The organism is Mycolicibacter engbaekii, assembly GCF_002101585.1.
Lineage (GTDB): Bacteria > Actinomycetota > Actinomycetes > Mycobacteriales > Mycobacteriaceae > Mycobacterium > Mycobacterium engbaekii.
Genome location: NZ_LQOT01000069.1, coordinates 139,291 through 151,891 on the forward strand (window position 1 = coordinate 139,291; position 12,601 = coordinate 151,891).

Annotated in this window: 11 protein-coding genes; 8 read left to right on the forward strand and 3 right to left on the reverse strand. The window is 68.0% G+C overall.

Going from position 1 to position 12,601, the window contains the following annotated elements:
• Positions 1 to 85: 85 nt before the first annotated feature.
• The 8 genes from AWC02_RS17230 to AWC02_RS17265 are packed head-to-tail and all read left to right on the forward strand — an operon-like array spanning position 86 to position 9,303.
• A complete protein-coding gene (locus AWC02_RS17230) occupies positions 86 to 949 on the forward strand; it encodes an alpha/beta fold hydrolase (protein ID WP_085129918.1) in 864 nt (287 codons plus the stop codon).
• A 1-nt stretch (position 950) separates the two neighbouring features.
• Positions 951 to 2,714, forward strand: a complete 1,764-nt coding sequence (locus AWC02_RS17235) for a bifunctional 3-(3-hydroxy-phenyl)propionate/3-hydroxycinnamic acid hydroxylase (RefSeq protein WP_085129919.1) — start codon at positions 951 to 953, stop codon at positions 2,712 to 2,714.
• Entirely contained in the window at positions 2,671 to 3,600 is a 930-nt protein-coding gene (locus tag AWC02_RS17240; RefSeq protein ID WP_237160510.1) for a 3-carboxyethylcatechol 2,3-dioxygenase, read from the forward strand. The genes AWC02_RS17235 and AWC02_RS17240 overlap by 44 nt, the downstream gene beginning before the upstream one ends.
• Before the next feature lie 47 nt (positions 3,601 to 3,647).
• The gene (locus AWC02_RS17245; RefSeq protein WP_237160524.1) at positions 3,648 to 5,336 is read left to right on the forward strand and encodes an FAD-binding protein; all 1,689 of its coding nucleotides are present in this window, start codon (positions 3,648 to 3,650) and stop codon (positions 5,334 to 5,336) included.
• Positions 5,333 to 6,646: an LLM class flavin-dependent oxidoreductase gene (locus AWC02_RS17250; protein ID WP_085129922.1), complete on the forward strand. Its 1,314-nt coding sequence runs from the start codon at positions 5,333 to 5,335 to the stop codon at positions 6,644 to 6,646. Before AWC02_RS17245 ends, AWC02_RS17250 begins: the two co-directional genes overlap by 4 nt.
• On the forward strand, positions 6,643 to 7,482 hold the full coding sequence (locus AWC02_RS17255; RefSeq protein ID WP_085129923.1) for a coniferyl-alcohol dehydrogenase: 840 nt from the start codon (positions 6,643 to 6,645) through the stop codon (positions 7,480 to 7,482). Before AWC02_RS17250 ends, AWC02_RS17255 begins: the two co-directional genes overlap by 4 nt.
• Positions 7,470 to 8,459: a cyclase family protein gene (locus AWC02_RS17260; protein ID WP_085129924.1), complete on the forward strand. Its 990-nt coding sequence runs from the start codon at positions 7,470 to 7,472 to the stop codon at positions 8,457 to 8,459. The genes AWC02_RS17255 and AWC02_RS17260 overlap by 13 nt, the downstream gene beginning before the upstream one ends.
• A gap of 43 nt (positions 8,460 to 8,502) precedes the next feature.
• The gene (locus AWC02_RS17265; protein WP_085130107.1) at positions 8,503 to 9,303 is read left to right on the forward strand and encodes an alpha/beta fold hydrolase; all 801 of its coding nucleotides are present in this window, start codon (positions 8,503 to 8,505) and stop codon (positions 9,301 to 9,303) included.
• A gap of 28 nt (positions 9,304 to 9,331) precedes the next feature.
• On the opposite strand, the gene AWC02_RS17270 is transcribed toward AWC02_RS17265, so the two are convergent.
• From AWC02_RS17270 to AWC02_RS17280, 3 genes are read right to left on the reverse strand one after another with little or no spacing between them, the layout of a single operon-like run.
• A complete protein-coding gene (locus tag AWC02_RS17270; RefSeq protein WP_085129925.1) occupies positions 9,332 to 10,597 on the reverse strand; it encodes an HNH endonuclease signature motif containing protein in 1,266 nt (421 codons plus the stop codon).
• Positions 10,598 to 10,657: 60 nt separating this feature from the next.
• Positions 10,658 to 11,098, reverse strand: a complete 441-nt coding sequence (locus AWC02_RS17275) for a nuclear transport factor 2 family protein (protein WP_085129926.1) — start codon at positions 11,096 to 11,098, stop codon at positions 10,658 to 10,660.
• Positions 11,095 to 12,579, reverse strand: a complete 1,485-nt coding sequence (locus AWC02_RS17280) for an aldehyde dehydrogenase family protein (RefSeq protein ID WP_085129927.1) — start codon at positions 12,577 to 12,579, stop codon at positions 11,095 to 11,097. The genes AWC02_RS17275 and AWC02_RS17280 overlap by 4 nt, the downstream gene beginning before the upstream one ends.
• Positions 12,580 to 12,601 lie beyond the last annotated feature (22 nt).

A 12,601-nucleotide genomic window follows, 5' to 3' on the forward strand; every position in this document is an offset into this window, starting at 1 on the left:
TACATATGTGTGCGATAAAAGCACGCGTTGTATGTCACAAACCGAGAACGCCGTTCTCGTACAGTCCCCGGGGAAGAGGTGGCCGGTGCCGGAGTTCGAGAGCGTCTGGAGCGATCTCCAGGGCGTCGCGTTCGAGCAGGGGTACCTCGACGCGAACGGCGTGCGCACGCGATACCTGCGGGCCGGCGACCCGGCCAAGCCGGTGCTGATACTGCTGCACGGCTCGGGCGGGCATGCCGAGGCCTACGTCCGCAACCTGGCCGCGCATGCCGAACACTTCTGGACCTGGTCGGTGGACATGCTCGGGCACGGCTACACCGACAAGCCCGGTCATCGGATGGAGATCGCCCACTATGTGGCGCACCTGATGGATGTACTGGACGCGATCGGTGCGACCACAGCCAGCATCAGCGGTGAATCCCTCGGCGGGTGGGTTGCCGCTCGTGCCGCCATCGACCATCCGGACCGGGTCCATCGGCTGGTGCTCAACACCGCGGGCGGCTCGCAGGCCGACCCTGAGGTGATGAAGCGCATCATCACGCTGTCGATGGCCGCGGTCGAGAACCCCAGCTGGGAAACGGTGCAGGCGCGCATCAAATGGCTGATGGCCGACAAGACCAAGGATTATGACGACATCGTCGCCAGCCGCCGGCGCATCTACCGGCTGCCCGGTTTCGTCGACGCCATGCGCGACATCATGGCGCTGCAGGACCCGCAGATCCGAGCTCGCAACCTGCTGGGCCCGGGCGACTACTCGCGGATCACCGCCCCGACGCTGGTGGTCTGGACCAGCGACGACCCGACGGCCGATGTCGAAGAGGGCAAACGGATCGCGTCGATGATCCCGGGTGCCCGCTTCGAACTGATGCCCGGCTGCGGCCACTGGCCGCAGTACGAGGACCCCGAGACGTTCAATCGCCTGCACCTGGAATTCCTGCTGGAGCGTTAGTGTGGCCGCGCTCAAAGATGTCGACGTCGTCGTGGTCGGGGCCGGTCCGGTCGGCCTGACCCTGGCCAATATCCTTGGTCTGCAGGGGATCCGCACTCTGGTCATCGAGGACCGCGAGACGCTCATCGACTATCCCAGAGGGGTCGGGCTCGACGACGAGTCGCTGCGCACCTTCCAGGCGATCGGTCTGGTCGATGCTGTACTGCCGCACACCGTTCCGAACCAGATCCTGCGGTTCTACGACCGCCGCCGGCGGTTGCTGGCCGAAATGGCACCTGCCGACGCCGGCTTCGGCTGGCCCAAACGCAACGGTTTCGTGCAGCCGCTGGTCGACGCCGAACTGCTGCGCGGGCTGGAGCGGTTCGACCACGTCGAGGTGTGGTGGGGACGCCCGATGACCGGATGCGAGGAAAACCCCGGCGGTTCAGCAAGGCTCGACGCAGGAGAGGCGAAGCTGGGACCGCCGCATGAATCCGACTCGGTCGCCGTGCACATCGGCGGGGCGGAGCCGCAGACGGTTTCTGCTCGCTACGTCGTCGGATGCGACGGGGGCCGCAGCGCCACCCGCCGGCTGATGGGAGTGTCCTTCGAGGGCACCACCTCCTCGACGCGCTGGCTGGTCGTCGACATCGCCAATGACCCCCTGGGGCATCCCAACAGTGAGGTCGGCGCCGACCCGGCGCGCCCCTATGCGTCGATCTCGATCGCCCACGGCATCCGCCGGTTCGAGTTCATGATCCACGCCCACGAGACCGACGAGCAGGCGCAGGACCCCGAATTCGTGGCGGCCATGCTGGCCCCGTTCCTGCCGCATCCGCACGACGTCGACGTGATCCGCCACCGGGTCTACACGCACCACTCTCGGATCGCCGGAGCCTTCCGCCGTGGCCGGCTGCTGTTGGCCGGCGACGCCGCCCACCTGATGCCGGTGTGGCAGGGCCAGGGCTACAACAGCGGGATCCGCGATGCGATGAACCTGGGCTGGAAGTTGGCCGCGGTGGTACGGGGCCAGGCTCGTCCCAGCCTGCTGGACAGCTACGACACCGAGCGGCGCAAGCACGCCCGCGCGATGATCGACCTCTCCACCATGGTGGGCAAAGTGATCTCCCCGACCAACCGGAAGGTGGCGGGACTGCGCGACGGGGTGATCCGCGCCGCGTCGGCGGTGCCGACACTCAAGCGCTACATCCTGGAGATGCGGTTCAAGCCGATGCCGCGTTACGAGCAGGGCGCGGTCGTCCATGACGAGCCGCGTCGCCCCGACTCGCCGGTGGGCACGCTGTTCATCCAGCCCAGAGTCGATACCCGAGACGGCGCAGACCTGCTGCTCGACGACGTGATCGGCGCCGGCTTCGCGGTGCTGGCCTGGAACAACAACCCCCGGGTGCTGCTCGGCGAGGAGGCGTTCGCCCGGTGGAAGGCGCTGGGGGCCGGCTTCGCCGCGTTGCGGCCTTTGACCCAGCTGCACTGGACGCCGCCCGGCCAGACCGACGACCCCGCGGTCACCATCGTGGGAGACCGGACCGGGCAGTTGAAGGCCTGGTTCGACCGCCACGAACAGTCGGTGCTGTTCCTGCGCCCGGACCGCTGCATCGCCGCGGCCTGTATCGCCCAGCGTGCACCGGAGGTCAGTGCGCGCCTCTTCGAGGCTTTGTCGCTCACGCCGACGGCGCCCGGCCCGCAAGGGGGTGAACGCCCCGATGGCACTGAGTCTGTGCTGCATGTCCCACAGCCCACTGCTGAATCTGCCGGGACCACCCCCTGATGTGATGGCCGACGTCGAGTCAGCGATCGAGCAGGCCGCCGCCTTCGTCGCCGACTTCGACCCGCAGCTGACGGTGGTGTTCGCGCCGGACCACTACAACGGCTTCTTCCTGCGCCTGATGCCGCCGTTCTGCATCGGCACCGCCGCCCAGGGCATCGGCGACTACGGGACCCACCTCGGGGCGCTCGACGTTCCCGCCGACCTCGCCGCGGACTGTGCGGCGGCGGTACTGGAACAGGGTGTGGATCTGGCGGTCTCGGCATCGATGGATGTCGACCATGGCGTCGTGCAACCGCTGGAGCGCCTGTTCGGCGACGCGACGGCATGCCCGGTCATCCCGATCTTCATCAACGCCGTAGCCGCCCCGCTGGGACCGCTGCACCGGGCCCGGGAACTGGGGGCTGCGGTCGGGCGATACCTGGCAAGCCTGGACCTGCGGATCCTGGTGGTGGGTTCCGGTGGGCTGTCGCACGATCCGCCCATCCCCACCCTTGCCACTGCGCCGCCCGGCACCCGCGACCGGATCCTGCACGGCACCGCCATGACCGCCGAACAGCGTCAAAGCCGACAGGACACGGTGATCGCGGCGGCCCGTGACTTCGCGGCCGGCACGGGGGCTCTGGCGCCACTGAACCCGGAGTTCGACGAGCGGTTCCTGGCGATCGTCGACGCCGGAGCGCTCGAGGAACTAGACGTCTGGTCCAACTCTTTCATCACCGAGGCCGGCGGCGGGTCCGCGCACGAGATCCGCAGCTGGGTCGCGGCTTTCGGGGCGCTCGCCGCCCAGGGCGGCTACCGGACGGCCCACCGCTACTACCGGGCCGCCCCAGACCTGATCGCCGGTTTCGCCGTCCGCACCGCCCAACCCACGGAGGTGATCCGGTGACCGACCAGGTCGTCGATGTGCTGGTCGTCGGTTCCGGCGGCGGCGGCATGACCGCTGCCTTGACCGCGGACGCCCACGGCCTGGACACCCTGGTCGTGGAGAAGGCGCACTACTTCGGCGGGTCCACTGCGCTGTCCGGCGGCGGCATCTGGGTGCCGGGGGCGCCGGCGCAGCGTCGGGAGGGCTATGCGCCCGACCCCGACGACGTGCTGACCTATCTGCGCGCGATCACCGACGGGCTGGTGAGCGAGGAACGGCTGCGGCAATACGTCGACAGCGCCCCGCGGATGATGGAGTTCCTGGAGCAGTCCAGCCCCTGGTTCGAGTTCGTCTGGAAGCCCGGCTACGCCGACTACTATCCGGAGCTTCCCGGTGGGTCGGCGTTGGGCAGCACCATCAACGTGCCCGCCATCGACCTGCGCAAGCTCGGTGACGAGGAACAGAACCTCCTCGCCCCGCTGGCGCTGGCGCCGCGGGGGATCTGGTTGGGGCCCAAAGATCTTCGGCTCTTCTACCAGGTCCGGCAATCGTGGCGGGGCAAAGCGGTCCTGATCAAGCTGCTGTGGCGGATGTTCCGCGCCCGGGTGTTCGGCGACCGGATGGCCGCCATCGGCCAATCGCTGGCCGCCCGGCTCCGGCTCGCCATGGTCGAGCGCGACATACCGCTGCTGCTCGACACACCGATGACCGAGCTCATCACCGACGACTCCGGCGCGGTGATCGGTGCGGTGGTGGCGCGCGACGGGCGCACGCAGCGCATCATCGCGCGCCGCGGGGTGATCCTGGCCAGCGGCGGCTTCGACCACGACCTGGCCTGGCGCAAGCAGCATCAGCCCGTGCTGGAACACGACTGGAGCTTCGGCAACCCGCTGGCCACCGGTGACGGCATCCGGGCCGGGATGCGCGTCGGTGCGGCCACCGAGCTGCTCGATGAGGCCTGGTGGTTCCCGGCGTTGTGCTGGCCGGACGGGCGCCTGCAGTTCATGCTCAACGAACGCATGATGCCGTCGCAGTTCATCGTCAACGGAGACGGCGAACGGTTCATCAACGAAGCTGCGCCCTACATGGACTTTGCGCACGCCATGATCGCCGGGCAGAACTCCGGTGTCACCCACATCCCGTGCTGGTTGATCACCGACCAGCGCTCCTTTCACCGCTATGTCGTGGCCGGGCACCTTCCGATCCCGAAGATTCCCGGCGCGCCGGTGCCGACCGGGCGCCGGATGCCCCAGGCCTGGCTGGATTCCGGGGTGGTCAAGACCGCCGGCACCTTCGAGGAGCTGGCCGGCGAGATCGGGGTACCGCCGGAACGGTTGCGCAGCACCGCAAACCGGTTCGACGAACTCGCGCGCTCCGGTCACGACGACGACTTCAACCGCGGCGACAGCGCCTACGACAACTATTACGGCGATCCGACACTGCCCAATCCCAACCTGCACCCGCTGGGCGGGCCGCCCTACTACGCGTTCCGGATCATCCTCGGCGATCTGGGCACCTCCGGCGGCCTGGCCACCGACGAGCATGCCCGGGTGCTGCGCACCGACGGCTCGGTGATCGGCGGCCTGTACGCGGTGGGCAACGCCGCTGCTCCGGTGATGGGGCGCAGCTACGCCGGCGCCGGAGCGACCATCGGCCCGGCGATGACCTTCGGCTATGTGGCAGCCCAGCACCTTTGCACCCGAGAACGATCCGCCGAATCACAGACACCCCAACAACCGCCCAGGAGGAAACCGTGAAGATTTCGCTCTTCTACGAATTCGCGCTGCCGCGCCCGTGGTCCGACGACGACGAACACCTGCTGTTCCGCGACGGCCTCGATGAGGTGGAGGCGGCAGACAAAGCCGGTTTCTCGACCGTGTGGCTCACCGAGCACCACTTCCTGGAGGAGTACTGCCACGCCACCGCGCCGGAGATGTTCCTGGCTGCGGCCAGCCAGCGGACCAAGGACATCCGGCTCGGCTTCGGGATCATGCACCTGCCCCCGGTGGTCAACCACCCGGCCCGGGTGGCCGAGCGGGTTGCCACCCTGGACCTGCTGTCGGGCGGCCGGGTGGAGTTCGGGACCGGGGAGGGATCATCGATCGCCGAGCTCGGCGGCTTCGGCATCGACCCGGCCGACAAGCGCGCCCAGTGGGAAGAAGCCCTCGAGGTCTCGATCCGCTGTATGACCGAAGAGCCGTTCACCGGATTCGAGGGCCAGCACGTGCAGATGCCGGCCCGCAACGTCATTCCCAAGCCGCTGCAGAAACCGCACCCGCCGGTCTGGGTGGCGTGCACCCGGCCTGCCTCAGTCCAGATGGCAGCGCAGAAGTGCATCGGTGCACTGAGTTTCGCCTATACCGGCCCCGGTCCGCTGGCCGAGCGGGTCAACGGGTACTACAAGGAACTCGAGGAGAACGGCGTCCCGGTGACGCCCCAGGTGAATCCCAACATTCTGGCCATCGGCGGCGACCTGTCCATGATGGTGGCTCCCACCGACGAGCAGGCGATCGCCCGTCTGGGGGTGGGCGGTGGATTCTTCTCGTTCGGGATCATGCACTACTACATGACCGGCGAGCACACGCCGGGCCGGACCGGGGTGTGGCAACGCTATCTCGAAGAGGTGGACAAGGATCCGACGCTGGCCTACGGCCCGGGCCGCGGGGCGATCGGCAGCCCCGCGACGGCACGGGAATTCCTGCGCGGCTACGAGGAGAGCGGGGTCGACGAACTCATCCTGCTGCTCAATCCGCGCAGCCATGAGGCCACCATGGAGGCCATCGAGCTGATGGGCACCCAGGTGCTGCCGGAGTTCATCGAGCGCGACGAGAAGGCCGTCGCCGAGAAGGCCAAGAGGCTGGAACCGGTTCTGGAGAAGCTCGAGGCCCGCCGGCCGAAGCCCACCGCGCCGGTCTTCGACGAGTCCTACTCGTTCGGCGGACTGCCGACCGGTCGGGGCGGCACGTTCACCGCCACCGAGATCCCCGAGGCGATGGCCGAGATGAACGAGGGCCGGGTGCAGGCCGCTCAACTGGCCAAGCAAGAACGGGAACGCGGCGGACAGTGAGCGCCGCAGCGTCCGAGCTGTGGCGCTACGACGGTCGACGAGTCGTGGTCACCGGCTGCGCGTCGGGAATCGGCGCGGCACTGGTGGCGCAGCTCGGCGAACTCGGGGCGCACGTCACCGGCCTGGACCGGATCGAGACCGTGGCGGGCGTCGACGAGTTCCATCCGATCGACCTGGTTGATCCCGAATCCATCGATCGCGCCGCCACCGCGATCAGGGCGGCCGGGCCGGTCGACGCGTTGTTCAACGTCGCCGGGGTGTCCTCGGGCATCGGGGACCCGCAGCGGGTGGTCACGATCAACTTCCTGGGCCTGCGCCAGCTCGCCGAAGGGCTCCTGCCGGCGATGCCGCCGGGATCGGCCATCGCCAATGTGTCCTCGCTGGCCGCGGCGGCCTACCGCGAGAACGCGCAGACCACAGTCGGCCTGGTGAACTCCCAGGGCATGGCCGGCGGATTACAGTGGTGCCGTGCCCATCCCGCCGCGCTCGCCGACGGCGGCTACCGATTGTCCAAAGAGGCGATCATCCTCTACGGCATGCTCAACGCCGAAGCGCTGGCGCACCGGGGGATCCGGATCAACTGCACCGCGCCCGGCGTCACCGAAACGCCGATCCTCGATCAGTTGCGCAGCAGCTACGGACAGGGCTTCCTCGACGACATTCCCAAGCCGCTGGGGCGGGTCGCCGGCGCGGACGAACAGGCTGCACCACTGGTGTTCCTGAACAGTGCGGCAGCCGGATACATCACCGGCCAGGTGCTCTGGGTCGATGGCGGCAACATCAGCAGCCGGGCCGCCGCTGCGCTGGCGAAGGGGACGGTGTCATGGCCGGGTTGACCGAGTTCCGGCGGGTGGCGCAGAGCGTCCGCAACTGGGGTCGCTGGGGCGACGACGATGAGCTGGGTACCCTCAACCTCATCACGCCGGGCAAGATCGCCGCGGCCGCGGGCCTGGCCAAGCACGGCAAGGTGTTTCCGCTCGGGGTGGAGTTCGGATCGTCCGGTCCACAGGGGGCGTTCCAGTTCCGGCACAACCCGATTCATGTGATGACCGTCGACGGCGGCGATGTCAGCACGCTGGCCGACTACGGCCCGCAGTGGCGCCAAAACCTGGTGGCCCAGCAGCTCAGCGAGTACTTCACCGACAACCCGTTCCGCTTCAACGACGACATGATCGTGATGCCGCTGCAAGCCGCCAGCCAGTGGGATGCGCTGTCGCACGTCTACTACGACGATCAGCTCTACAACGGATTCCCGGCGGCTTCGGTGACCAGCCTCGGCGCCTACCACTGCGGCATCGACAAAGTCGACGGCAAAGGGATCGTCTCGCGCGGCGTGCTGCTGGATGTGGTCGCCCACCGCGGCGCCGACACCTTCCTGCCCCTGGGCGCCCCGATCACCCCCGACGAACTCGACGAGGTTGCCCGAGCCCAACAGGTCACCGTCGAACCCGGCGACATCGTGCTGATCAGAACCGGGTGGTGGGAAAGGTTCCGCACCACCGGCGACGGCGCCGAGCCCGGTGCCGGACTGGATTGGCGATGCGCCTGCTGGCTGCACGAACACGACGTCGCGGCGGTGGCCGCCGACAACGTGATGGTCGAGGATCCAGTCTCCGGTGTCGAGGGAACCTATCTGCCGATGCACATGCTGTGCCTGCGCGACATGGGGTTGATGCTCGGGGAGTACTGGGATCTCGGCGCGCTCGCCGCGGACTGTGCCGCCGACGGCCGCTACGAATTCCAGCTGGTGGCACCCCCGTTGCGGGTGACCGGCGGAGTCGGCTCGCCGGTGAACCCGATCGCGATCAAGTAGCCCCGTCGGAGGAGTCCCTGTGTTGGTGTCCCGCAAGACCGTCATGGTGGACGGCCTGCACACGTCCTACCTGGAGGCGGGGGACCCGGCTGCCCCCGCGGTGGTCCTGTTGCACGGCGGCGAGTTCGGTGCGTCTGCCGAGATCGGATGGGAGCGCACCATTCCCGCACTCGCCGAACGGCATCGGGTGCTCGCGCCGGATCTCCTCGGGTTCGGGGAGTCGGCCAAAGTCATCGACTTCAACGACGGGCGCGGTATGCGGATTCGTCACGTGGCACGATTCTGCGCGGAACTGGGCGTGCAGTCAGCTGATTTCGTGGGCAACTCGATGGGCGCCATCATGCTTCTGGTCGACGCCACGTCGGAGGCAGCGGTGCTGCCGGTGCGCCGGCTGGTCGCCATCTGCGGCGGCGGTGAGATCCAGCAGAACGAGCACATGGCCGCGCTCTACGACTACGACGCGACGGTGCCCGCGATGCGCCGGATCGTGGCAGCGCTGTTCAGCGACCCGGCCTATCCCGCCGACGACGACTACGTGGGACGCCGCTACGCCTCGAGTACCGCACCCGGTGCCTGGGAGGCCGTGGCGGCGGCGCGATTCCGCCGCCCCGGAGCGCAGCCCCCGCCGCCGGCATCGAGTAGCCGCCCCTACGAACGGATCTCGGCGCCCACGCTGGTGATCGAAGGGGCGTGCGACAAGCTGCTGCCGCCGGGCTGGGCTGCAAAGATCGCGGATCAGATTCCCGACGGTCGCGCGGCCGTCGTGGACGCCGCCGGCCACTGCCCGCAGATCGAACAGGGCGAGCAGGTCAACGGCCTGGTGCTGGACTTCCTTGCGGGTTGATCCGCCGAATCCGTTGGAAATATTGGAGTTAATTGGCGAGCGGAGGTGCTTGTGGTTGGAACGGTTGATACCACCACCATTGGGCGCGTTCGCCGGTGGGTCCGGGGCACGGTGCGACTACCGGCGGGGGCCGCTTGGGTGGCCGGGCCAGCGACGCGGCCCGCAGCGGTCGGTCGGCGTTGTCCATGACGGTGAGGCGGGTAGCGGGCCCGGTGATGGTGATGATGCCGCGGTGGTGCAGCCGATGATGATAGGGGCAGACCAGCACCAGGTTGGCGGGCTCGGTGGCACCGCCGTCCTCCCAGTGCCGGATGTGATGGGCATGTAGGCCGCGGGTGGCCCCGCAGCCGGGGACCACGCAGGAGCGGTCGCGGTGTTCCAGGGCCCGGCGCAGCCGACGGCTGATTCCGCGGGTGGCGCGACCGGCTCCGATCACCTCGCCGTGGCGTTCGAACCACACTTCGAAGCTGGCGTCGCACAGCAGGTATCGCCGTTCGTCGTCGGAGAGCAGCGGGCCCAGATGCAGTGCCGCGGCCCGGTCCTTGACGTCGAGGTGTGCCACCACGGTGGTGTGCTGTCCGTGGGGTCGGCGGGTGGCCTCGGCATCCCATCCGGCCTCGACCAGGCGCATGAATGCGTCCGCGGTAGTCGGCAACGGCGGCGCTTGCTCTGTTGCGCGGCCGGAATCGTCGTGGTCGCGCTTCCATTGCGCCATCAGGGCATCGAGATGAGACTGCAGTGCCGCGTCGAACTTGGCCGCGTCGAGGTGGTCGAGTTTGATCCGCCAGCAGGTCCCCTGCTCGTCGGTGGTCTTGGTGATCGACCGCACCGGCTCAGGCCGGGGCTCGGGTTCGGGTTCGGGTCGTGGTTCGAGCTTGATCGCGGTGCGCAGCTGGTTGACCGTGGCGACGCCTGCCAGTTGGGCGTAGTGCTCGTCGGAGCCGTCGGCTGCCCGCCCGGCGATGACGCCGACCTGGTCCAACGACAGGCGGCCTTCCCGCATGCCCTGGGCGCAACGGGGAAACTCGGCAAGCCGGTGTGCCACCGTGCTGATGGTGTGGGCGTTGCCTGGTGACACCCCGGTTTTCCAGGCCACCAACGCCGCCACCGACCGTGCGCCGGTGTTCTCCCACAGTCGGTTGCGTTCGATCTCTGCGACGAGCTCCACGATGCGCCCGTCGATGGCGTTGCGCTGACCGGTCAACTCCGCCAACTCGTCGAACAGCACGTCAAGACGCTGATCGGGGGACCACTCAGCGTGGCCCGGCGCAGCAGTGGATGCCGTCGAGGACATGACGTCATCATCGCAGCAGGGTCTGACATCCCAGAGCCGCCGAATCCGCACACGCGGCGATCAACCGGCGTCGGGGCGGACCGGCGGATTGGTGAACCAGACGTTCTCCTCGCGCAGGTTGCGGCTGCGCCAGCCGTCGGGAGTGCGGACCAGTGCGTGCTGGTAATAGCCGCCGCAGTAGCTCAGGTCGGTCATCCCGGGCAGTTGCATAGGGTTGTAGAACATCGCCCGCACCGTCGCGGCATCACCGGAGTGCTCCAGGACTTCGATGTTGGTGACGTAGTGCATGGACATCGGAATAGCGGCAAAACCTGCTGCCAACCAGTCGGCCACTTCCTCGCGGGTGCCACAGATGGCGCCGGCCGAGGTGTAGTCGATGACGGCGTCCTCGGTGAACACCGACCGGTACAGCACCCAGTCCTTGGTGTCGACGGCGCGGGCGTAGCGGTGCAGCAGGGCGGCGATGGCCAGCTGGTCGTCGGTCGGGAGCGGTGGCGTCATTGCGGCATCCCGATGGTCTTGATGTGCAGGTACTCGGTGAAACCCTGTGCGCCGTTGCGGTATCCGAGGCCGCTCTGTTTGGTACCGCCGAACGGGCTGTCGATGCCGAAGTGGCTCTTGCCGTTGATACTGACGTTGCCGGTGCGCAGCTGGATCGCCACTGCCAGGGCCCGTTCCACATCTGCGCTGCTGACCTCGCCGGACAGGCCGTAGATGGAGTTGTTGGCGATCGCTACCGCTTCGCTGTCGGTGTCATACGGCGTGACGGTCAGCACCGGCCCGAAGATCTCTTCCTGCGCGATCCTGCTGTCTGGGTCGACGTCAGCAAGCAGGGTTGGTTGCACGTAGTACCCGGAGGGCAGGTGCTCTGGTATGCCGCCGCCGGTGATCAGCCGGGCACCCGAATCCAGGCCGGAGGCGATCAATCCCAGCACCTTGCGTCGCTGCGCCTCACTGATCTGCGGACCTTGCATATTGCCTGGTGTCCACGGATCGCCCATCGGAAAGCTCTCCATCGACGCCTTCAGGACCGCCAGGCCTTCGTCATAGCGACCCCGGGGCAACAGGATCCGAGACGGCAACACGCAGCTCTGACCCGACATCACGCAGGCCATCATCGCGGCCAGGGGCAATGTCGAATTGAAGTCGGCGTCGTCGAGCACGATGTGCGCCGACTTGCCGCCGAGTTCCAGCAGCGTCTTCTTCACCGTGGGCGCGCCTGCGGCCAGAATGGCCCGCCCGGTGGCCGTCGAACCGGTGAACGTGATCATGTCGACCCGGGGATCGGCCGACAACGCCGCCCCGACCTCGTTGGCGTTCGAGGTCACGACGTTGAACACCCCGGGGGGAATATCTGTCTGCTCGGCGATGATTCTGCCCAGCTCGCTCCCAGACCAGGGGGTGAGCTGGGCGGGCTTGAGTACCACGGTGTTCCCGGCCATCAGAGCCGGGACGGTCTCGGCGACGTTGAGATACAGCGGGACGTTCCACGGGGTGATCGCACCCACTACGCCAAGAGGCTCGTAATGCAGCTTGCGTCGTGCCGGCCCCAGCGGCGTGTCGTGCAGGCCGGTGTCCACCAGGTATTCGAAACCGCGGGCGTGAGCGGCCCAGTGCTCCACTTCGGCGATCGGCGACTCGATCTGGCTGCCGGTGACACTGACCGGGCAGCCGACCTCAGTGATCAGAATCCGGCGCAGCCGCTCCTTCTCGGCTTCCAGTGCGGAGTGCAGCTGCATCAGGCAGTGGTAGCGGAAATCCAGATCACGGGACCAGTCGCTGTTGTCGAATGCCGACCGGGCTGCGCCTACTGCGCGTGCCATGTCGTCGATCGTGCCGTCGGCGGCTGCTCCGACCACCTGCTCGCTGGCTGGGTGGACGACGTCGAACGTCGCTCCATCGCTGGCCTCGATCAACTCGCCGTCGACGAGCATGCGGGGAAAGCCTGCCAGGACACCAGAATCTTCTTGCACCGCAGCCATCACCAGATCCCTTCGTCCGCCG